The sequence below is a fragment of the Paenibacillus sp. Cedars genome (assembly GCF_003184205.1).
Classification (GTDB): domain Bacteria; phylum Bacillota; class Bacilli; order Paenibacillales; family Paenibacillaceae; genus Paenibacillus_AQ; species Paenibacillus_AQ glucanolyticus.
In genome coordinates, this window is the sequence record NZ_CP020866.1 from 3997646 (window position 1) to 4018702 (window position 21057).

A 21057-nucleotide genomic window follows, 5' to 3' on the forward strand; every position below is an offset into this window, starting at 1 on the left:
TTAAACGATATCCCTTCTCTTCAACATAAGGACACCTATGGCTGTGCCAGCCGCATACAGTCCTAATGTAACGACCCAGCTCACCGCTGTCAACCCGCCCCCCCGGACAATATCCAACGCATCGAAGAGCCGGTAGGGCGAGATTGAAGATACCTTATGCATCATCTCACTGCTGCCGGAGAGCAGCTTGAGCAGGAATGCCAGAACAGCGACTCCAGCTCCAACGGCCACAGCCGTGCGATCAGAGGAGAACCAGGAGGTAAGCGCGTAACCGATCCCCATGAACAGCAGCACCAGTAAATAACCTGACAACAATAGCAGCAATAAGCCTCCATATTGCTCCAGTTGCACCCTATACCTAGCCAGCAGCAGAATAAGCAGTGAACCGACAACAAACACAATCGTCATATGCAGCCAGTTCGCAAACGCTTTGCTCCAGAATACCTCTCCTCTGCTGTAAGGCAGCGTGAACAGAAATTCTGCAGTGCCCCTGTCTCGTTCCCTGGATATGCTTCCAGCTGCCCACGACGTCGCAAAAGAAGATATCAGCACGATAAAATAGGGGTAGGCCTGCGTTGCCACGAACCCTTCGAAGGTACGAAAGCTTTCAGGCTCTATGCCAAATGCTTTAAGCAGGCCTTCCGGCAAACCTTTTATGAGCTGTTCCATTTCCGGATTGTTCACAAAGGCTTCTGCCTTGCCCAGCAAAAGAATCAGTATTAATAAGGTCACAAGAAAACACGTCCAGAATCCGCGTCTGTTTTGACGAAGCTCCTGTTGAACCAGATTCCACCTCATACCCGTTCCTCCTCTGCATGCTGCACCCGATAATCGTCCATGAACATTTCTTCAATTGTTGGCCTTCGAATCGTCAGATCCGCTATCGGAAGCCGGGATAATGCAGCCAGCGTATTCGACAACGGGTTTCCTCCCGTATCAAACCAATGATACGTTCCATCAAACTGGACCTTTGCATCGATAAACTTCAAAAGATCGTTCTCGCGCTGATCACCCGGCATTTCCAGCCGAAGCATGATCCGATGGCTTCTCCCGGCAGACAAATCTTCCATGCGTGATATACGGAGCAGTTCACCATCACGTATAAAAGCAACTCGCTGGCACACCTTCTCCACCTCCGACAGCACATGAGTCGAAAAAAATATCGTCATGCCCCATTTCCGGTTGAACTCACCCAGCATTTGAAAAAACTCATGCTGCACAAGGGGATCCAGACCAGAAGTGGGCTCATCGAGAATAAGCAGTTCCGGCTGGTGCAGAAGAGCCAAAATGATGCCCAGCTTCTTTCGATTGCCAAGGGAATAGGCTTTGATTTTGATGCCGGGATCCCATTGCAGCCTTTCGGCATATTGAAGAGCCTCGGTCTGTTTAACTTTCAGCCCATGTGCTCTGGCGGTAAATTCAAGCATCTCCCTGCCCGTCATATTAGGATAGAGGATGATCTCTGATGGTAAGTAACCGATGCGCCGCCGAAGTTCCGGCTGCTCTTGCCGCATGGATGTGCCAAGCACATGAAGTTCACCCGAACTTGGAGACAATAACTGCATGATCATTCGAATGGTAGTCGACTTCCCAGCGCCATTCGGTCCAATAAAGCCAAACACCTCGCCCTGCTCAACTGACATGTTCAAATCCTTAACTCCGTATGTAGAGCCAAACTTTTTATGGACACCTACTGCTTCAACAGCCAACATGGTCATCCCTCATTTATACTTTTATTTTATTTTTAGTATAAACTATGCCATGATTTAATCCCATATACCCCCTATATATTTACTTTATTAATTCAGAAAGTATAAATTGGTTTCTCACAAGGAATAAACAGCTACGGTTCTAGAGGCACTATCCCTTTCTAAAAAGATAAAAAACGCCGCCTCTGCAAAAATCTCAGAGGCGGCAGTCGGATCAAAAATTATAATCTGTACAATAATGTTTAAAGTCCGAAGGAGGAAGGATTCGCTCTCCAGGACTGAAGTAGCTGTACATCCTCTTCTTGTATCCGGTTCTCGGATAGGGCTACATCGATGAGTGCACCGTAGTTGGACAAGCTCTGCAGCGGAATTCCAGCTTCGGCGAAGGCTTGTACCGCTTTATCCAGCTGATAGCTGAATATGGCCAGTACCGCCAGCGGCTCTGCACCTGCATCCTTGACCGCTTGCGCTGCTTTCAATGAGCTGCCGCCGGTGGAGATCAGGTCCTCAATTACAACCACCTTCTGCCCCGTCTTGATCAGACCTTCAATCAGGTTTTCCTTGCCATGGCCTTTGGCCTTGTCCCGAATATAAGACATCGGCAGATTCAACTTCTGGGATACAAAGGCCGCGTGCGGAATTCCTGCTGTCGCCGTTCCGGCAATGGCTTCCGCTTCCGGATACTGCTCCCGGATGACAGCAGCAAACGATTCAGCGATGTAGTCACGAATCTCGGGGTAGGACATCGTCAGGCGGTTGTCGCAGTAAATTGGGGATTTGATGCCCGACGTCCATGTAAACGGCTGGTGTGGACGAAGGGAAACGGCCTCAATCTTCAGCAAATGGGATGCGATCTGATGCGGAATATTCGCGAGTGTACTCATGCTTGAATCATCTCCTCAATAATCTGTTCTGCTGCTTGTCTAGGGTTCGCGGTAGCGGTGATTGGTCGACCAACAACTAGATAGTGGCTGCCCCTGCGAACCGCTTCTCCCGGCGTAAGCACCCGGGCCTGGTCACCGATATCCGCGCCAGCAGGACGAATGCCCGGGATAACGGTTTTAAAATCCTTACCGCACGCGGTGCGAATGGCTTCCACTTCAAGCGATGAAGCCACGACGCCGTGCAGTCCGGCTTGCTGGGCCAACGAAGCGTATCTTACAACGGTGTCCTCTACAAGCCCTGGGATCCCGATTTCGTTATTCATGACATCCTGATTCGTACTGGTTAACTGCGTTACCGCTATAATTGTAGGCATGGCAAGACCCGGGGTTTCCGCCACTGCGGCCTCTGCCCCGGCTTTTGCCGCCTGCATCATGAGCGCACCGCCGCCGGCGTGGACGTTAAACATGTCCACACCCAGCCGCGTAACACTGTGCGAGCCGCCTTTTACCGTATTGGGGATATCGTGCATCTTCACGTCCAGAAACACGGAATATCCTTTTGCTTTCAGTTCTTTCACGAAGTCAGGACCTGCGGCGTAGAAGAGCTGCATGCCCACCTTCATGTAACAGGGAATGCCCTCGAGCTGCTGAACCAGATCCTTCGCACGATCGGCATCCGGGTAATCCAGGGCCACCATCAGGCGGCCCGCCATTTCATTGTAGCTTGAGCTTGCGTTCATCTGTACCCCTCCTTCTCGATTTAAACCGGCATCGCTTCCGAGGAGAAGTTGATCGTCTCCAGCATGGTCAGAAGCTCACGAACCGTATCGAGCGAGGTCATGCACACTACGCCGTTCTCAACCGCTTCACGGCGAATACGGAATCCGTCACGCTGCGGCGTTTTGCCTTTGGTCAATGTGTTAAAGACAAAGTTCGCTTCACCTGTGCGGATCATATCCAGAATATTTGGTGTTCCTTCGGACAGCTTGTTAATGGTCGTCACATCAAGTCCCGCTTCTTTTAATGCCGCGGCTGTTCCGCCTGTTGCTATGATTTTATAACCAAGCTTATGGAAGCCTTTGAGCAGTGCTGCTGCTTCGGCTTTATCCTTGTCTGCGATGGTAGCGATAATGGCACCCGTCGAAGGAATCTTCATGCCTGCACCGATCAGCCCTTTATATAGTGCCTTGGCATACTTCACATCGCGGCCCATCACCTCACCGGTAGATTTCATCTCCGGTCCGAGTGTAGGCTCAACGCGGCGAAGCTTCGCAAAGGAGAATACCGGCACTTTAACCGATACATAGTCGCTTTCCGGCCACATGCCTTCCTCGTATCCCAAATCCTTGAGCTTCCCGCCCATAATAGCCTGCGTAGCCAGGTTCGCCATCGGGATGCCGGTAACCTTGCTCAGGAATGGAACTGTCCGGGAGGAGCGCGGGTTCACTTCGATCACGTACACTTCATTTTTGTAGATAACGAACTGGATGTTGACAAGTCCGCGGGTATTCAGTTCCTTGGCAATCTTGATCGTAATCTCCGTGATCTTTTCCTTCAGATCCTGGGACAAGTACTGTGGAGGGTATACCGCAATCGAGTCACCGGAGTGAACTCCTGCGCGCTCTACATGCTCCATAATTCCCGGAATCAGAACGGTGTCGCCATCGCAGATCGCGTCTACTTCCACTTCCTTGCCCATCATGTACCGGTCAATCAGCACCGGATGATCCGGGTTAATCTTAACCGCCTCTTTCATGTAGCTAAGCAGCTCGCTGTCGGAGTATACAATCTCCATGGCCCGTCCGCCGAGTACATACGATGGTCTTACCAGTACCGGATAACCCAGCGATTGAGCCGTTTCTACAGCATCATCAACCGATATTACGGTTTTTCCTTTCGGTTGGGCAATGTCCAGTCTGGACAGGAGCGCTTCGAATTTTTTGCGATCCTCGGCTTCGTCAATGCTTTCCAGACTTGTGCCCAGAATCTTCACGCCCGCTTTGCTCAGCGGTTCGGCGAGATTAATGGCCGTCTGCCCACCGAACTGCACGATGACGCCGATCGGCTTCTCCTGTTCGATGACGTGCATAACATCTTCGAAGAAGAGCGGTTCGAAGTAGAGGCGATCCGACGTATTAAAGTCGGTTGATACGGTTTCCGGATTGTTGTTGATTATAACCGCTTCGTATCCCGCCTTCTGGATCGCCCATACAGCGTGCACGGTGGAGTAGTCGAACTCGATGCCTTGACCGATCCGGATCGGACCGGAACCCAGCACGATGACCTTTTCCTTGGCGGATTCGATGACTTCATTTTCCGTTTCATAAGTTGAGTAGTAGTATGGCGTTGTTGCTTCGAACTCTGCAGCGCAGGTGTCGACCATTTTGTAAACCGGACGCAATCCATGCTCGTGACGCAGGAACCTGATTGATTCTTCGGTTGTATGTGTACTCGCATTGCCTTCAGCGCGAAGCTCGGCAATTGCGCGATCCGTGAAACCAAGACGTTTCGCTTCGTACAGGGTTTCATAAGTCAATGAAGCTTCTTGGCGGATGTGATCTTCATATTTAATCAGGCGCTCGATTTTGTCCAGGAACCACCAGTCGATGTTTGTAAGGTCTTGGATCTGCTGCAGTCCATAACCGCGGCGGAATGCTTCGGCGATCAGGAATATCCGCTCATCGTCTGCTTTCACAAGACGCTGCTGGAGCACTTCATCACTCAGCTCAGCGGCACCTTTCAGGTAAAGACGGTGCACACCGATCTCCAAGGAGCGGACTGCTTTATGAATGGATTCCTCAAAGGTGCGTCCAATCGCCATCACTTCGCCGGTTGCCTTCATCTGTGTTCCCAGCTTCCGGTTAGCGTGGATGAACTTATCGAATGGCCAGCGCGGGATTTTGCTGACGATATAATCCAGGGTAGGCTCGAAGCAAGCATAGGTCTGGCCCGTTACCGGATTGACAATCTCGTCCAGCGTGTAACCCATGGCGATTTTGGCTGCCATCTTGGCAATCGGATAACCCGTTGCTTTTGAAGCGAGCGCAGATGAGCGGCTGACCCGCGGATTTACCTCAATGACGTAGTATTGGTAGCTGTTCGGATCCAGCGCGAACTGTACGTTACATCCGCCTTCAATGTTCAGGGCACGGATGATCTTGAGCGATGCGCTCCGGAGCATTTGATACTCGCGGTCAGACAGCGTCTGGCTTGGTGCCACAACGATACTGTCGCCTGTATGAACGCCCACCGGATCGAAGTTCTCCATGTTACACACAACGATACAGTTGTCGTTCGCATCGCGCATGACCTCGTACTCGACTTCCTTCATCCCTGCGATGCTCTTCTCGATCAGACACTGTGTAATCGGGCTGTAGCGAAGGCCGGAGCTGACCGTTTCGCGCAGTTCCTCTTCCGTTGCGCAGATACCTCCGCCGGTTCCTCCCAAAGTGTAGGCAGGACGAACGATAAGCGGATAGCCGATCTCATCAGCGAAGTCCATTGCCTCTTCCAAAGTCGTTACGATGGTGCTCTCTGGTACAGGCTGCTCAAGCTCGCGCATCAGCTCACGGAACAAGTCGCGGTCTTCCGCTTTCTCAATCGATTCCAGCTGAGTTCCGAGCAGTTTGACATTCTCCTGTTCCAAAATGCCGGCACGCGCAAGCTCAACCGCCATGTTCAGACCCGTTTGTCCTCCAAGCGTTGGGAGCAATCCGTCCGGACGCTCCTGTCGGATGATTTGCGTGACAAAATCCAGGGTGATGGGCTCAATGTATACTTTATCCGCCATGTTAGTATCTGTCATGATGGTCGCGGGGTTGCTGTTGATCAGCACAACCTCGATGCCTTCTTCTTTCAGTGCTTGGCAAGCTTGCGTTCCTGCATAGTCGAATTCCGCTGCTTGACCGATGACAATCGGACCGGAGCCGATGACGAGAATTTTTTTGAGTGTTTCATTTTTAGGCATATTAGCGAGCTCCTTTCACGGCTGCGGCCAGAACCGCCTGGCGCGGCTTCCGGACTTCATTCTCTTTATGGTCTCTTATCATTTCAAGGAATTGATCGAACAGATAGCTGCTGTCGTGCGGTCCAGGTGCAGCTTCAGGGTGATACTGTACGGAGAAGGCCGGGAATTTCGAGTGCTTCAAGCCTTCAATCGTTTTATCGTTGTTGTTGATATGCGTGACTTCAAGCTCCGTGCCTTTAACGGAATCTTCATTTACTGTAAACCCATGATTCTGGGAAGTAATATAGCAGCGTCCGCTGGCAAGCTCTTTAACCGGATGGTTCCCGCCGCGGTGTCCGAATTTTAGCTTCTCGGTGTCGGCGCCCGCAGCCAGTGCAAACAATTGATGACCCAGGCAGATGCCGAAGATCGGATATTCGCCAAGCAGTTGTTTGACCATGTCTACAGCGTACGGAACATCTTTCGGGTCCCCAGGGCCGTTGGACAACTGGATTCCATCCGGATGGAGTCTGCGGATTTCGTCCGCAGTGGTGTCATGCGGAACTACGATCACATCGCAGCCACGGGAAGTCAGCTCGCGTAAAATCCCGCTTTTTGCACCGAAGTCAACCAGAACGATCCGTTCCTTGGAGCCGGGGCTCGTAAACATTTGCGGTGTTGAAGTACTTGCCACCTGATTGCGAAGTTCAGCAATCGTTGTGTCGCCGAGCATTTCCTTCAGCTCTTCTACCGGCTTGTTGGACGTTGTCAGAATCCCCTTCATGGTTCCGTAATGACGGATGATGCGGGTCAACATCCGTGTATCGATTTCGCTGATCCCTGGAATTCCATATTCCTTCAACAAGCTGTCAACGCTGTATTCTGCACGCCAGTTGCTAGGAACAGGCTCATGACGACGAACAACGAATCCGTGGACGAACGGCCGAATGGATTCAAAGTCATCCCGCGTGATGCCGTAGTTTCCGATCAAAGGGTACGTCATCGTCACGATCTGTCCGCAGTAGGACGGGTCGCTCAGCACCTCTTGATATCCTGTAATCCCTGTATTGAAAACGACCTCTCCGGTCATTTCAGCATCCGCGCCGAAGGATTTTCCGCTGAACAGCGTACCGTCCTCCAGTAACAATCTTGCCTGCATCCCGATCACTCCTGTCATCTATGTGTAATATATTTTATAAGTCATTGGCCTAAGTGTTACTTAAAATCCATTTTGTTCGGACCATTTCATATCGCCGTCCACCCAAGTCATCACAGGCCAGCCCTTCAGCTTCCAGCCGGTGAATGGAGTGTTGCGGCCTTTCGTAGCGAACTCTTCCGGGTTCACTTCCTTCTCGGCTTCCAGGTCAATCATGGTCAGGTCCGCTGCTGCCCCGGCTTCCAGCACACCCGTTGCAAGACCGAATACTCTTGCCGGATCACTTGTCATCCGTTTGACCAGCAGTGCGAGATCCCATTTGCCTGTTGCAACAAACTTGGTATAGAGCAGTGGAAATGCCGTTTCGAATCCAACGATACCGAATGGTGCGAGCTCCATGCCTTTGGCTTTCTCTTCAGCACTGTGCGGGGCGTGATCCGTCACGATCATATCAAGCGTTCCGTCCAGCAGACCTTCTATACAAGCCTCTACGTCACGCGGAGTGCGCAGCGGCGGATTCATCTTCCAGTTTGCATCAAGGCCGGGAATATCTTCGTCCGAGAGTACCAGATGGTGCGGGCATACCTCAGCCGTTACCGAGATGCCAATCGCCTTCGCCTGGCGGATCAAACGTACGGACTGCTCTGTGCTCACATGGCATACATGGTAGTGTACCCCGGTGGCTTCCGTCAGCAAAATATCCCGTCCGACATGGATCGCTTCCGACTCGTTCGGAATTCCTTTCAGGCCATGCTGCTGGGCGAACTTGCCTTCGGTCACGCAAGCTCCCTTTACCAGCGAATCGTCCTCGCAGTGAGCGATAACCGGCATGCCCAGCGCTTTTGCTTTTTTCATGGCATCTTTCATCATCTGTGCGTTCTGTACGCCGACCCCGTCATCCGTGAATCCAATCGCCCCTGCTGCCTTCAAGGCTTCGAAGTCTGTCAGTTCACGACCCAGCTCATTCCTGGTTATTGCAGCGTAAGGCAGCACCTTCGCAAGATTCGCCTCACTCGCTTTGTCCAGTATCAGTTTCACCGTTTCAGGCGAGTCGGTAACCGGCCTTGTGTTAGGCATGCAGGCGATGGTCGTAAATCCGCCCTTCACTGCTGAGCGGCTGCCGCTCTCGATCGTTTCCTTGTGCTCATAACCCGGCTCTCTCAAGTGCACATGCATATCGATGAATCCCGGTGTGACCAGTTTGCCCTCGGCATCGATTATCCGCACGTTCTCGCCCGCTTCCGGCAAGGCTCCAGCCTCACTCACAACCGACTGAATCAATCCGTCTGCAATGACGATATGTTTGTCTTCGAGCTGTCCTTGTTCATTGATCACTTTGGCATTCCTTATCACTTGCATTTGCATCTTGGTTCCCCTCCGCAGCAGAAGCACCGTTCGCTTCTTTGTATATTGTATAATAAAAATTCATGTTTGTGTATAATTATTAATATTTATTCATCCATATTCATGCTTCAGGTTAGCCCTTCATCGCCCGTTCCATAACCGCCATGCGAATCGGCACTCCGTTCGCCATCTGATTGAATATCATCGATCTGGGACTTTCCACAACCGTGTCATCAATTTCAACGTTCCGGTTCACGGGTGCCGGATGCATAATCATCGTGTGCCCTGACAGCCTCGCTGCCCGTTCTTCCGTAAGACCGTACTGCTCCCGGTATTCCGCGCTGGATTTGAATACTCCTGCGTTATGACGCTCCAGCTGAACCCTCAGCATCATAACCACATCAGCCTTCAGCGCCGTTTCCATCGATACATAAGGTGCATACTGGGCAAGCTCTGGTGCCTGCATCGTTTCCGGTGCGCAGAACTGCACATGCGCTCCGAATTTCTGCAGCGCCCACAAGTCCGAACGCGCCACCCTGCTGTGTTTGATATCTCCGATGATAGACACCGTTAATCCTTTAAGCTCTCCGAAACTTTTCTTCATTGTATATAGGTCAAGCAGTGCCTGCGTTGGATGCTCATTGTTGCCATCTCCTGCATTCACCAGTGGAATCGACACCCGTTCTGCCAGTTCTTGAAGCACTCCTGAAGGTTTCAAGCGGATGACACCTGCGTCAATCCCCATCGATTCCAAGGTCCGCACGGTATCGTAGATCGACTCGCCCTTCTCTACACTTGAGGCTGCCGCTGCAAAGTTCATCACCTCGGCGCCGAGTCTTTTCTCAGCCATTTCAAAAGAAAATCTCGTTCTGGTGCTGTTCTCGAAGAACATATTAACCGCAAATTTTGATTTGAGAACCGGTACCACTTTGTCGGACTGCGCTTCCCAATATGCCGCCCGATTCAAGATCGATCCAATCTCGTCTCTGCTAATATCCTTCAATCCTAAGAGGCTGCGTTCTTTCACTGAAATGGCTGTTGTCATGATTATCGTTCCTCTCTTTGGCTAATGGTCACTTCATCCTTGCCGTCGATTTCGGTTAATGCCACCGTAATTTCCTCATGTTTAGAGGTAGGAACGTTCTTTCCGATATAATCCGGCCGGATCGGCAGTTCGCGATGGCCGCGATCTGCGAGAACCGCAAGCTGTATCATTCTTGGCCGCCCGCAATCCATCAGGGCATCCATCGCCGCCCGAATGGTTCGTCCGGTGTACAGCACATCATCGAACAAAATCACTTTCTTATCATGGATGTTCAGGTGCTCCAGACTGAGCTTTGCTCCTTCCACCCGCTCTGCGGTGGCTTCCTTACTATCCCGGTCATCCCGGTAGGAGGTCACATCAATCTCTCCCCAAGGAATCGGCGTACCTTCAATCTCGTTCATTCGCTCGGCGATTCTCTGAGCCAGAAACACCCCGCGTGTACGGATGCCGACCAGTACACAATCTTCAATCCCTTTATTCTTTTCCAATATTTCATGGGCAATTCTCGTTAGCGCGCGGCGGATGGCCGTCTCGTCCATAATCACATGCTGTTCATTGCTCATCCTTAAGTCCTCCTTCAACACGTTTGATTAGCCCTTTCCAGTTCCTGACGATCCGTGGGTTTCTTACACACAAAAAAACTCCTTGCCCGGCTTGGACAAGGAGTTGATCTCATAGAGATAGTGTGGAAAGCGCAGCATCTATCCGCAGACAGAGCTATGCCTCCTGTTAATGAACCTCGGTTCACGTTACCTTGCCAGCCTCACGGGACTGATTTAAAGGTGCTATTCGATTGATCTCATTATGACAGACCCCACAGGAGATGTCAACCTCGATCATGTCGAAAGTTGTCGCGTTCCGAACAGAGTTTATTACGCTATTAAAATTCGAATTCCACATCGCTAAGTCTGCTGCGAATTTCGGAAATTACCCGTTTCTCTTCTTCCTCACCGTCAGCAATGAAGGTCACGGAGAAGCGAACGAAATGTCCTGCATCATCCCAAGGCACCGTAGAGATCAGTTTCTCGCGGATCAGATATTGGGAGAAGTCCTCTCCGGACTCAAAGCGGCGGCCGCCTTTAACTCCTTTTGGAGCCTCCACATACAGGAAGAAGGAGCCTTTCGGTTTCTCGGCTGTAAAGCCAAGTTCATTCAGCACGTCCACCAGCATATTGTGACGACGCGAATACTTCTCTGCAATCTTCTCGGTAATTTGCGGATTGTCCAAGCCGTATGCTGCTGCCTTTTGGATGGCTATGAATTGACCGGAGTCGTTGTTGTCCTTCACATCGCCAAACGCTTTGACCACAAGCGGATTGCCGGCGATGAAGCCGATGCGCCATCCTGTCATGTTGTAGGATTTGGACAAGGAGTGAAGCTCCACGCCAACATCCTTCGCGCCAGGTACGGAGAGGAAGCTGAGCGGCTTCAAGCCATCGTAGGTGAGCGCTGCATATGGAGCATCGTGGACGACGACAACTCCGTACTTGCGAGCCCATTCCACAACCTCGGAGAAAAACTCAACGGTTGCGCTGGCGCCCGTCGGGTTGTTCGGATAGTTCAGGTAGAGCAGTTTTGCACGGCGTGCAATGTCTTCAGGAATGGAACTGAGATCCGGCAAAAACGCGTTTTCTTTTTTCAATTCCACATTGTATACTTCGCCGCCCAAATACTTGGTGTGCGTGCCAAGCACGGGATATCCCGGAACCGTCATAATGGTTACATCCCCCGGGTTAATGAAGCAGGATGGCAGCATAGCCAGTGCAGGTTTGGAACCAATGGAGTGCAGCACTTCTGTAGCCGCATCGATTCCTTCGACTCCAAACACATTCTTCAAGTAGCGAACAGCCGCTTCCTTAAACTCAGGAATTCCGTTATCCGCATATCCCCGGTTTTCCCGCTTGGAGGCTTCCTCAGCGAGCTTCGCCACGATGCCTGCGTCCGCCATCTCGTCCGGCTCGCCAACACCCATATCGATAAGATCCGTGTTCGGATGCTCCTGCTTCGCAGCTGCCTTCGCTCTCTTGATTTTCTCAAATTTATAAATGGCTGTATCTTTGCCATAGTTGGCTCCGCCGATACGGTTAGCAAAGTTTTGCTGAATGTACGTTTCCTGATATTTGTCAATACTCATGATTTGTATTCATCTCCTACTCTTGCAATGATATTCATCCATAAATATGCCGTAAAATCTCGGCAGGAGCCATGCATTATATATCAAATGATTTGTACTTTTTCAGCTTGATCGTATGTCATAGACTTAAGCCTCATCAGCAAAATCCAGCTTAAGACAATTCCAGCCATTCCGCCAGGAGCTCGTCACGATTCGCAGCCAGCGACTCACGCTCATTCCAGCGCTGTTCCAGAAGCGCTGCATCCGTTCCGTCAACCATCGGACCCTCTGTCTCAAGCCATCCATCAAGCTGTTGAATGAGTCTCTCCAAACGGTCGATCTCCTCCTCCAGCCAATGGCTCCGTTCGGCAGAAGATGGATTCTCTCTTATTCGGTTTGAATGTTGCGCAGGTTGAGCGCTGGTCTTCTCCTTCGCTTTCTGCTGCGCTATCTTCGGCAAGGCAATGTCATCTCTTCCGCCTGGAAGCTCTCTTGCAAGTGACGCTGCAGCCAACTGATCCTTCTTGGCTCGAAAATCATCATAATTTCCCAAGTAAACGATAAGCTTGCCTTGTTCCAAATCCCATACTTTATGAGACAGCTGATTGACAAAATACCGGTCATGAGAGATGGCAAGTACGGTCCCCGCATAATCTCGCAATGCATCCTCCAGCGCTTCGCGTGAGGCGATATCCAAATGGTTGGTTGGTTCATCCAGAAGAAGCAGATTCGGCTTCTGGTATATAAGCAGCGCTAACCTTAATCGTGTCCATTCACCGCCCGACAGCTGCCCGACCGTTCTGAATACAGCCGCTCCGTAGAACAGATACCTTGCCAATATCCCGCGAGCTTCGCCTTCCTCAACCCCGGCCTTCCCGCGGAAATATTGAAGCACGGATTCCTTGGGATTCTCCGGCTCTTCTTGTTGCGCCAAGTAGCCCACATCCACCCTGGAACCCCATTCCAGCGTTCCGGAATCCGGCATCAGCTCTCCCATCAGCACCTTGAAGAGCGTTGTTTTACCGCTGCCGTTCGAGCCCATGAGCACAATCTTCTCACCATACTCTAGCAAGCCGGATGCCCCTCTCAGCACCCTCTGATCTCCGTAAGCAACCTCAACTTGTTCAAAGTATGCCACACGGCGGCCCGAACGATCCTGCGGATTGAGATCAAAATCAGCTTGCCTCCGTTCCAATACAGGCCTCTTGACCTGTTCCATCCGTTCCAGCGCCCTGCGCATGGACGCCGCCCGTTTGAAAAATTTCTCATTGCCGCCGATGCGTCCGAATTCCTCCAGCTGCTTGATCGATTCCTTCATCTTTTTGATCACTTTCTGCTGCTCTTGATACTCCGCAAACTGTTGGAGCAACCGTTCCTCCTTATCTCTCATAAATGCGGTGTAACCGCCATTGGCTGTGAAAACTTCCCCATCCTCGATCTCAATCGTTTTGGACACCACCCGATCGAGAAAATATCGGTCATGGGAGATAATGACGCAAGTTCCCGGATAGTCGCTCAGAAAACCCTCCAGCCATTCGGTACGTGCCAGATCCAGATGATTGGTAGGTTCATCAAGCAGCAGCAATTCCGGCTGTACGATCAGCTGTGATGCCAGCATCACCCGAGTTTGTTCTCCGCCAGACAACGAGCCGAAGGTAAGTCCGTACTCACGCTTGGAGATTTGAAGCCCTGAAGCAATCCTATCGATGCTGGCCTCCAGTTCATAACCGCCCTCGATCTCAAACCGCTCCTGAAGAGCTGAATAGCGGCGGAGTACACGATCTAATTGCGCTGCATCCGCTGCGATCTCAACATCACTCATTTTCTTCTCAAGCTCTGTCATCTCCGTTCGGTAGTCCGTCAGATGACTCAAGCCCTGTGACAGCACATCCAGCACCGTCCAGGCATCCATATAGCTCGGAATTTGCTCCAAATATCCGATTTTCACATTCTTCTTTATCGCCAATTGTCCTTCGGTTGGCTTGTCATGACCAGCAAGAAGACGCATCAGCGTTGACTTTCCGCTTCCGTTCCTTCCGATGAGAGCAACCTTCTCGCCTTCTTGGATTTCAAATGATATCTGGTCCAGCACCAGATTGGCGCCGTGGTATTGAGTAAGTTTTTGTACATTGATCATATTCATATTAGGTTTCCTCCTGTATGCTCCGAACAAATTTCATCCGTACTGTTCGAATGCCTGTTAGCTGGAGAAGAACCGGGCGCTGCAAATGCAAAAAGGGCCCACAGAGCAAGCTCTGCGGACCCTTAAGAATAGTAAGCCTTAATTAGGGCTTAATCCGTGCAGGCAGGCAGGTGACTTCTCGCGATGGTACAACCGTATAATTGAAATTGGACAGACCTCTCCCGTTGTAGAGAAATGCATGAACAATGCCAGCCATAGATACAGGCAGCTGGCTAATACGGTTGTTTACCATCTCGATATTCATCCTGCTCACCTCCTTCATTAAAGTTATCGTCACTATAACATACCCGACAATTCAAACGCAAGAAAAAAAAGGAACCGCTAGCGGCCCCTTAGGATCGCCAGCAATTCCTCCATATCCTTCGGCATCGGTGCAGAAAACTCCATGTACTGTCCGCTTGAAGGATGGACAAAACCTAAAACGGCTGCATGAAGCGCCTGCCCGTTCAGTTTGATTCCCTTGCTCTTGCCGTATACGGGATCACCCACAAGCGGATGGCCGATATACTTCATATGCACGCGGATTTGATGCGTTCGTCCTGTCTCCAGCTTCAGCTCGAGAAGACTATAGTCTCCGAACCGTTCCACCACGGTAAAATGAGTAACTGCATGCTTGCTGTTTCGGTCCGTCACCGTATATAATTTACGATCCTGCGCATCCCTGCCGATAGGTGCATCAATCGTTCCTTGATCATGACTGATATTTCCATGTACAAGAGCCAGATAACGACGGTTCACGCTATGGTCCTTCAATTGAGCGGCCAGAGAAGCATGAGCTTTATCGTTCTTGGCTGCCATAATTAAACCGGTTGTATCCTTGTCAATTCGATGAACGATGCCAGGCCGAAGCTCCCCGTTAATGCCAGACAAGTCCTTGCAGTGAAACATCAGCGCATTCACAAGCGTTCCGGAGGAATGCCCCGGTGCCGGGTGAACCACCATCCCTCTCGGTTTATTCACCACAATCACGTCCCGATCTTCAAAAGCAATTTCAAGCGGGATGTCCTCCGGAATAATCTCAACTACCGATGGCTGAGGTACACTCAGCACAATATGATCACCCTGACTCACCTTATAATTGGATTTTACAGGTTCCTCGTTGACCTTAACATGTCCATCTGTAATCCACAACTGCACCTGGGAGCGCGAAACTTCTTCCCCTAGGCTCTCCGTTATGTATTTATCTAAACGGGTCTTGGAGGAATCAGCATCTACGGTCCACTCATGAAGCTCCTGGCCCTGTACCGTTCCATCGTTAAAGTCCGCATCCATATCCATTTCGTCTTGCAACATCATTCATTCCCTTCTGTACCCGAAACTCCACTTGTTGTCTTCATCTTCTCGCGTCTTCCGTCAAGAAGCGTATCCAATATAATTAACGCCACACCGATCACAATACAGGAATCAGCAATATTAAATATCGGGAATGTGTAGCTGCCGAAATTGAACTGCAGGAAATCCACAACCTCTCCCATTACCAGGCGATCGATGAAGTTCCCCAAGGCCCCGCCAAGAACAAGCGCAAGTGCTGTAGGCAGTAATCTGCGTCCTTCCTTCACTACCTTTTGCAAGTACCAGATGATACCCGCCACCACGATAAGCGTCACAACAATGAAGAACCATAATTGATCCTGCAATATGCCAAACGCGGCTCCCCGATTTCGGCTCGATGTGATCAGGAAGAAATCACCGATTACCGGAATCTGCTCATATAGCTCCAGGTTTGTGGCAATCAAGTACTTGGTGCCCTGATCAATAAGAAATAAAACAAATGCAATCAAATAATATACCACTTGTTTATGTCACTCCGTTCTTGTCTTCTCCAACCAAACGTTCACCTTCGCTGATCGGTACATAACTCGTCTTATTGTAGCACAGCGGCTCAGAAATCGTCCATTCCTGTCCATTGGCGAGAACATTTTCCGTCAGTAAAACCGACACGATAGGTGCACTCTATACATATGAATCAGAAGGTCAACTTCGGACCATGAAAGGAGCCTGACATGTCGCATTTAACTCAGGAGCAACTCGATATTCTGCAACAGAAGCTGATGGATCAAAAAGTTGAGCTTGAACGGCGCATGATCTATAACGACCAGCATGGGCTCGGCGAGTCCGAGAGAGATTCAACCGGCGAGTTATCACATATCGATAATCACCCCGGTGATCTGGCTACAGAGCTCTATGAGCGGGAAAAAGACCTCGCCCTCCAGGACAGGGTAGATCTTGAACTGCAACGTGTCATTTTCTCACTTGAAGCCATCCATCACGGACGCTATGGTGTTTGTCTGACCTGCGGCCAGCCCATTCCATATGAACGGCTGGAAGCTCTGCCTGATACGCAATATTGCGTAAAAGACACTCCGCGTGAAAACCTGTCCTACAATCGTCCGATTGAGGAAGAGGTGCTGGCGCCCGCTTTTGGTAAATCCAGCATGGATGAACATGAGTATTCCGCTTTTGATGGCGAGGACGCTTGGCAGATCGTCGAAAGCTGGGGCACCTCCAACACACCTGCAATGGCGGAAGGAAACGACATTGACAGTTATAACGAGATGGATATCGAGAATGGCGATGATCATGGCGGTTTTGTTGAGGTATATGAAAATTTCGTTGCAACCAATATCGATGGTTCCGAGGTCTTTATCGTGCGTAGTCCCCAGTACGTTGATTACCTGAATCGGGGCGAAGGAAATTACCTCCTTGATCCCAACGGAGACCCCGATGATGAATCCTTCAGCTAACTAATAGTTCCGGGTGGGCGGTATGACTGCGATTAGGGCAGCTGCCGGCCCCTTGTACATACTTGCAAAATTCCTTGTTATGTCAACTCCAGCTGACGCTGAACAATACGCACAATGTCTGCAATATAATCACCGATAATCGGCAAATTCAGTGCGCCCAGCGCCTGAAGAACGTAGATGATGGTGGCTGCAAAAAAGGTAAAACCAATCGCAATCCCCACGCCGCGGGCTGTGCCAGCCAGCAGATTCGTCCATATCAGCTTCCAGGGCCGGTTCAACAGCTGAGTGTATTCCGCAATCCGGGACTTCTCCAGCTGTTGTGCAATGTCCGTGGTCATTCGGTGTATCGCGCTCAGTTGATCCTTGTCTTCATCCAACAGCTTCTTCTCTTCTGTTAACTCCGTTTCATCCGACTTCTCCGCCATATTCAACGCCCCTTTAGCCGCAATCTCTGCCTGGATACGAAACCACGATTCGCTGATTATTATGTATCTATTGGTAGAATCTCATTCGTATAGAACCTAAACCGCTGAAGAACCCTGCCTCAACTTGAATATGAAAAAAACCAACGCCCCATGATAGGGGCATTGGTATTAAATCCAATCTATCTTTCAGGCGATATGGATACCGATCGTTTTGCCGCCAAGCTCAACCCGCTCCATGCCTTCACTTTGTCCAAATTGCAGATCGTTCACGAGCACATTCTCGCGCAGAACCTCTTCAAAAGCGGTAATAGCGCCTCTAAGCTCATCATCCGTGTCAAGAGTCAGGTTGACCCGCTTATCAATCGGCAGATCCAGTTTCTTGCGTGTATCCTGTACGGCACGCACGACTTCACGAACCCAGCCTTCCTGCTCCAGCTCTGGGGTGATATCGGTATTGAGCGCAACGGTTAACCCATAACCCGAAGCGGATGCAAAGCCCTCCTTCGCTTTCTTCTCCACCAGAAGCTCGTCAGCAGTAATCTGCAGCTCCTCACCTTCCGGTGAAGTGACATTCACACCGCCCATTTGAACCGCTTTGCGAGTGTCGTCACTGCTCATTCCCTTCAAGAACCCTTGCAGGAAACCGATATTCTTACCGTATTTCTTACCGGCAACCTTGAGATTCATCTTCAGCGTGAAATCTACGAAGCCGCTGTCGCTGGTCTCAACCTCGATTGCTTTTACGTTGATCTCATCCTTGATAATGTCTTCGTATCCGGAAAGATCAAATTCACGGTCCATGGACACAATCAGCTCGGACAGCGGCTGACGCGTCTTGATTCCGGTCTCGTTGCGGACGTTGCGCGCAAGCTCCACAATCTGTCTTGCCGTCTCCATGTCCTGCTCCAGCGCCTTGTCGATCAGCGCTTGGTCTGCTTGCGGGAAGTCGGCCAGATGCACGCTCTCGCCGCCGCCCAGGTTGACAAAGATATCTTCGGACAGCATCGGCGTAAATGGAGCCATAAGCTTCGAGAGGGTGAGCAGCACATGCGTCAGCGTTCCATACGCAGCCAGCTTATCTTCGCTGAGCCCGCTGCCCCAGAATCGGTCGCGCGAACGACGAATGTACCAGTTGCTCAGCTCATCCACATAGGCTTCGATGGCTTTGGCTGCATTCAGGAAATCATTCACAGCCAGCCCTTTATCAACTACTTGAATCAAGCTGTTCAGGCGGGAGAGAATCCAGCGGTCCAGCTTATGGTCCGATCCCTTGAATTCATGCTCCTTCGGATCATAGCCGTCAATACCGGCGTACAGCGTCAGGAATGCATGAGTGTTTACCAGCGTATCCACCACTTTGGATTTCGCCTCGCCAACGATCCCTTTGGAGAACCGCTTGCTGTTCCATGGCGCACTGTCAGCCAGCAGCGCCCAGCGGAAGGCATCCGTACCGTACTCTTCGATGATATCCCAAGGATCAATGACATTCCCTTTGGATTTGGACATCTTCTGTCCATTCTCATCCAGGATATGACCTGTGGCCATGACCGCTTTGTAAGGAGCTTTACCCGTGAACAAGGTGGATACGGCCAGCAGGCTGTAGAACCATCCACGTGTCTGGTCAATTCCTTCGCAGATCATATCGGCAGGATACTGCTGTTCGAATTTCTCCTTGTCCTCGAACGGATAATGATATTGTGCAAAAGGCATCGATCCGCTGTCAAACCATACGTCGATCACCTCAGAGGTGCGTTCCATCACGCCACCTTCGCAATGCGGGCATTTCACTTTCACTTCATCCACGTAAGGCTTGTGAAGTTCCAGATCCTCCGCAATCTCGCCAACCGCGTTGGCACGAAGATCAGCAATGCTGTGCGGGGCATATTGTCCTTCGCACGTGTCGCAGACCCATACGTTCAGCGGCGTTCCCCAATAGCGGTTCCGGCTGATATTCCAATCAACCAAATCTTCCAGGAACTTGCCGAAGCGGCCATCACGCACGTGGCCCGGATACCAGGTTACCTCATTGTTGTTCGCAATCAATTGATCCTTAACGGCTGTCGTCTCGATGAACCAGCTCTCCATTGCATAATAGAGCAGCGGGGATTTACAGCGCCAGCAGAACGGGTAGCTGTGCTCATATTTCTCTTTGCTGTACAGAAGACCTTTTTCAGACAACGACTTCACGATATCCAGATCGCAATCTTTGACGAAACGTCCGGCAAAGTCTGTCACTTCATCGGTGTATCGGCCTTGGCCATTGACCACACTTACAAAGCTGATGCCATTCTCGCGGCATACCCGATAGTCATCCTCACCGTGAGCAGGAGCCATATGCACAATGCCCGTACCGCTTGCATCCGTAACAAAGGAGGCGCCAACGACTATATTTTTTTTCTCCGCTTGTACGAAGGTAAATGGAGAATCATAGGTTTTGCCAACCAGCTCAGAACCTTTCAACGTAGATAGAACGGTAAACTCGCCCTTCATGACATCCTCTACCAGATTTTTAGCGACGATGTAGATGCCGTCCTCTTGCTCTACGCGCGCGTAATCCATATCCGGATTTACAGCTAACGCCACGTGGGATGGAAGTGTCCAAGGCGTGGTCGTCCATGCCAGTACGTATTCTCCGCTATCGTGCAGCTTGAATTTGGCAGTTGCACTCAGGTCTTTAACATCCTCGTAGCCCTGGGCTACTTCATGAGAACTGAGTGTCGTCTGACAGCACGGGCAATACGGGCTTACACGATGACCGCGGTACAGGAGACCTTTGTCATGGATTGTCGCCAAGATGTTCCATACACTCTCAATATAATCATTCTCCAGCGTGATGTAGGGATGATCCAGATCGGTCCAATAAGCAATCGCTTCGGTCAGCTCACGCCATTTATGCTCGTATTCAAACACACTTGATTTACATTTCTTGATAAAGGCTTCCACGCCGTAATTCTCGATTTCCTGCTTGCCGGAGATACCAAGCTGCTTCTCCACGCCAAGCTCAACCGGCAGTCCGTGCGTATCCCAGCCCGCTTTCCGAACGACATGGTAACCTTTCATCGTCTGATAACGGCCAACAAAATCTTTAATGACCCGGCCAAGCACGTGACCGATATGCGGCGCACCGTTCGCGGTTGGAGGCCCTTCATAGAATACATAATTCGGCTTGCCGGCCCGGCTTTCGATCGATTTCTTGAACGTGTTCTCCTCGTTCCATTTGTTCAAGATGCGCAGCTCTCTTGCCCGCGCCTTCTCTTTGACGTCTACTCTGTTCATGCCAATCGTCCTTTCGCCCTGATTCGTAATGTTCCTGTGAAAATAAAAAAAGGCCTCATCCCCAAAGGGACGAGAACCTGTTCTCGCGTTACCACCCTAATTTCGCTGAACAGACTTCCGCTAGAAGACTATCCATAACGACACCTTAAGTCCATGTCTTCACTACAAGACAAGGTCCGATGTAACGTTCGGCAGACGGTTTAGCTTACACA

18 protein-coding genes and 1 other annotated feature (1 of these 19 running past the window's edge) are annotated in these 21057 nt (G+C 50.8%); of the genes, 1 reads left to right on the forward strand and 17 read right to left on the reverse strand.

The features are described from left to right. The 15 genes from B9D94_RS20240 to B9D94_RS31095 all read right to left on the reverse strand — a co-directional run bounded on the left by B9D94_RS20240 (position 1) and on the right by B9D94_RS31095 (position 16341). Positions 1-798 (reverse strand): ABC transporter permease, encoded by a 798-nt coding sequence (locus tag B9D94_RS20240; RefSeq protein WP_148247840.1) that lies wholly within the window; start codon positions 796-798, stop codon positions 1-3. Beyond that, the gene (locus B9D94_RS20245) at positions 795-1712 is read right to left on the reverse strand and encodes an ABC transporter ATP-binding protein (protein WP_006209109.1); all 918 of its coding nucleotides are present in this window, start codon (positions 1710-1712) and stop codon (positions 795-797) included. Before B9D94_RS20245 ends, B9D94_RS20240 begins: the two co-directional genes overlap by 4 nt. A gap of 239 nt (positions 1713-1951) precedes the next feature. Next, a complete protein-coding gene (gene pyrE / locus B9D94_RS20250; protein ID WP_063478982.1) occupies positions 1952-2593 on the reverse strand; it encodes an orotate phosphoribosyltransferase in 642 nt (213 codons plus the stop codon). Beyond that, positions 2590-3333 carry an orotidine-5'-phosphate decarboxylase gene (pyrF, locus tag B9D94_RS20255; RefSeq protein WP_120662295.1) on the reverse strand — a complete coding sequence of 248 codons (744 nt, stop codon included), beginning with the start codon at positions 3331-3333 and terminating at the stop codon, positions 2590-2592. Before pyrF ends, pyrE begins: the two co-directional genes overlap by 4 nt. A gap of 20 nt (positions 3334-3353) precedes the next feature. Then, positions 3354-6560: a carbamoyl-phosphate synthase large subunit gene (carB, locus tag B9D94_RS20260; protein WP_006209106.1), complete on the reverse strand. Its 3207-nt coding sequence runs from the start codon at positions 6558-6560 to the stop codon at positions 3354-3356. A 1-nt stretch (position 6561) separates the two neighbouring features. Then, positions 6562-7698, reverse strand: coding sequence for a glutamine-hydrolyzing carbamoyl-phosphate synthase small subunit (gene carA / locus B9D94_RS20265; protein WP_036637924.1), 1137 nt, complete (start codon positions 7696-7698; stop codon positions 6562-6564). 60 nt (positions 7699-7758) lie between these two features. Then, positions 7759-9060, reverse strand: coding sequence for a dihydroorotase (locus tag B9D94_RS20270; protein WP_036637921.1), 1302 nt, complete (start codon positions 9058-9060; stop codon positions 7759-7761). A gap of 112 nt (positions 9061-9172) precedes the next feature. Then, a complete protein-coding gene (locus tag B9D94_RS20275; protein ID WP_269148277.1) occupies positions 9173-10087 on the reverse strand; it encodes an aspartate carbamoyltransferase catalytic subunit in 915 nt (304 codons plus the stop codon). Then, positions 10087-10647 carry a bifunctional pyr operon transcriptional regulator/uracil phosphoribosyltransferase PyrR gene (gene pyrR / locus B9D94_RS20280; protein WP_006209104.1) on the reverse strand — a complete coding sequence of 187 codons (561 nt, stop codon included), beginning with the start codon at positions 10645-10647 and terminating at the stop codon, positions 10087-10089. Before pyrR ends, B9D94_RS20275 begins: the two co-directional genes overlap by 1 nt. A 317-nt stretch (positions 10648-10964) precedes the next feature. Next, on the reverse strand, positions 10965-12218 hold the full coding sequence (locus tag B9D94_RS20285; protein ID WP_148247842.1) for an LL-diaminopimelate aminotransferase: 1254 nt from the start codon (positions 12216-12218) through the stop codon (positions 10965-10967). A gap of 151 nt (positions 12219-12369) precedes the next feature. Then, positions 12370-14340: a ribosomal protection-like ABC-F family protein gene (gene abc-f / locus B9D94_RS20290; RefSeq protein ID WP_148247844.1), complete on the reverse strand. Its 1971-nt coding sequence runs from the start codon at positions 14338-14340 to the stop codon at positions 12370-12372. A gap of 142 nt (positions 14341-14482) precedes the next feature. Then, positions 14483-14644: a hypothetical protein gene (locus B9D94_RS31090; protein ID WP_006209100.1), complete on the reverse strand. Its 162-nt coding sequence runs from the start codon at positions 14642-14644 to the stop codon at positions 14483-14485. Positions 14645-14721: 77 nt separating this feature from the next. After that, positions 14722-15696, reverse strand: coding sequence for an RluA family pseudouridine synthase (locus tag B9D94_RS20295; protein WP_082834316.1), 975 nt, complete (start codon positions 15694-15696; stop codon positions 14722-14724). After that, positions 15693-16193: a signal peptidase II gene (lspA, locus tag B9D94_RS20300; RefSeq protein ID WP_006209098.1), complete on the reverse strand. Its 501-nt coding sequence runs from the start codon at positions 16191-16193 to the stop codon at positions 15693-15695. Before lspA ends, B9D94_RS20295 begins: the two co-directional genes overlap by 4 nt. A 4-nt stretch (positions 16194-16197) precedes the next feature. Continuing rightward, positions 16198-16341, reverse strand: a complete 144-nt coding sequence (locus tag B9D94_RS31095; RefSeq protein WP_006209097.1) for a hypothetical protein — start codon at positions 16339-16341, stop codon at positions 16198-16200. A 62-nt stretch (positions 16342-16403) separates the two neighbouring features. Here B9D94_RS31095 and B9D94_RS20305 point away from each other — a divergent pair, with 62 nt between their 5' ends. Continuing rightward, positions 16404-17144 (forward strand): TraR/DksA C4-type zinc finger protein, encoded by a 741-nt coding sequence (locus B9D94_RS20305; RefSeq protein WP_148247846.1) that lies wholly within the window; start codon positions 16404-16406, stop codon positions 17142-17144. Positions 17145-17221: 77 nt separating this feature from the next. On the opposite strand, the gene B9D94_RS20310 is transcribed toward B9D94_RS20305, so the two are convergent. Both B9D94_RS20310 and ileS read right to left on the reverse strand, forming a co-directional pair. Beyond that, positions 17222-17569: a DUF5665 domain-containing protein gene (locus B9D94_RS20310; RefSeq protein WP_148247847.1), complete on the reverse strand. Its 348-nt coding sequence runs from the start codon at positions 17567-17569 to the stop codon at positions 17222-17224. A 186-nt stretch (positions 17570-17755) separates the two neighbouring features. Further along, positions 17756-20845, reverse strand: a complete 3090-nt coding sequence (gene ileS, locus B9D94_RS20315; RefSeq protein ID WP_148247849.1) for an isoleucine--tRNA ligase — start codon at positions 20843-20845, stop codon at positions 17756-17758. A 62-nt stretch (positions 20846-20907) separates the two neighbouring features. Continuing rightward, positions 20908-21057: a binding site (T-box leader), on the reverse strand (it continues 128 nt past the right edge of the window).

What these genes read in the sequence shown, in the direction of transcription:
- B9D94_RS20240 (WP_148247840.1), bottom strand. Translation starts at nt 798, where the DNA reads ATGAGGTGGAATCTGGTTCAACAGGAGCTTCGTCAAAACAGACGCGGA.
- B9D94_RS20245 (WP_006209109.1), bottom strand. Translation starts at nt 1,712, where the DNA reads ATGTTGGCTGTTGAAGCAGTAGGTGTCCATAAAAAGTTTGGCTCTACA.
- pyrE (WP_063478982.1), bottom strand. Translation starts at nt 2,593, where the DNA reads ATGAGTACACTCGCGAATATTCCGCATCAGATCGCATCCCATTTGCTG.
- pyrF (WP_120662295.1), bottom strand. Translation starts at nt 3,333, where the DNA reads ATGAACGCAAGCTCAAGCTACAATGAAATGGCGGGCCGCCTGATGGTG.
- carB (WP_006209106.1), bottom strand. Translation starts at nt 6,560, where the DNA reads ATGCCTAAAAATGAAACACTCAAAAAAATTCTCGTCATCGGCTCCGGT.
- carA (WP_036637924.1), bottom strand. Translation starts at nt 7,698, where the DNA reads ATGCAGGCAAGATTGTTACTGGAGGACGGTACGCTGTTCAGCGGAAAA.
- B9D94_RS20270 (WP_036637921.1), bottom strand. Translation starts at nt 9,060, where the DNA reads ATGCAAATGCAAGTGATAAGGAATGCCAAAGTGATCAATGAACAAGGA.
- pyrR (WP_006209104.1), bottom strand. Translation starts at nt 10,647, where the DNA reads ATGAGCAATGAACAGCATGTGATTATGGACGAGACGGCCATCCGCCGC.
- B9D94_RS20285 (WP_148247842.1), bottom strand. Translation starts at nt 12,218, where the DNA reads ATGAGTATTGACAAATATCAGGAAACGTACATTCAGCAAAACTTTGCT.
- abc-f (WP_148247844.1), bottom strand. Translation starts at nt 14,340, where the DNA reads ATGAATATGATCAATGTACAAAAACTTACTCAATACCACGGCGCCAAT.
- B9D94_RS31090 (WP_006209100.1), bottom strand. Translation starts at nt 14,644, where the DNA reads ATGAATATCGAGATGGTAAACAACCGTATTAGCCAGCTGCCTGTATCT.
- B9D94_RS20295 (WP_082834316.1), bottom strand. Translation starts at nt 15,696, where the DNA reads ATGATGTTGCAAGACGAAATGGATATGGATGCGGACTTTAACGATGGA.
- B9D94_RS20305 (WP_148247846.1), top strand. Translation starts at nt 16,404, where the DNA reads ATGTCGCATTTAACTCAGGAGCAACTCGATATTCTGCAACAGAAGCTG.
- B9D94_RS20310 (WP_148247847.1), bottom strand. Translation starts at nt 17,569, where the DNA reads ATGGCGGAGAAGTCGGATGAAACGGAGTTAACAGAAGAGAAGAAGCTG.
- ileS (WP_148247849.1), bottom strand. Translation starts at nt 20,845, where the DNA reads ATGAACAGAGTAGACGTCAAAGAGAAGGCGCGGGCAAGAGAGCTGCGC.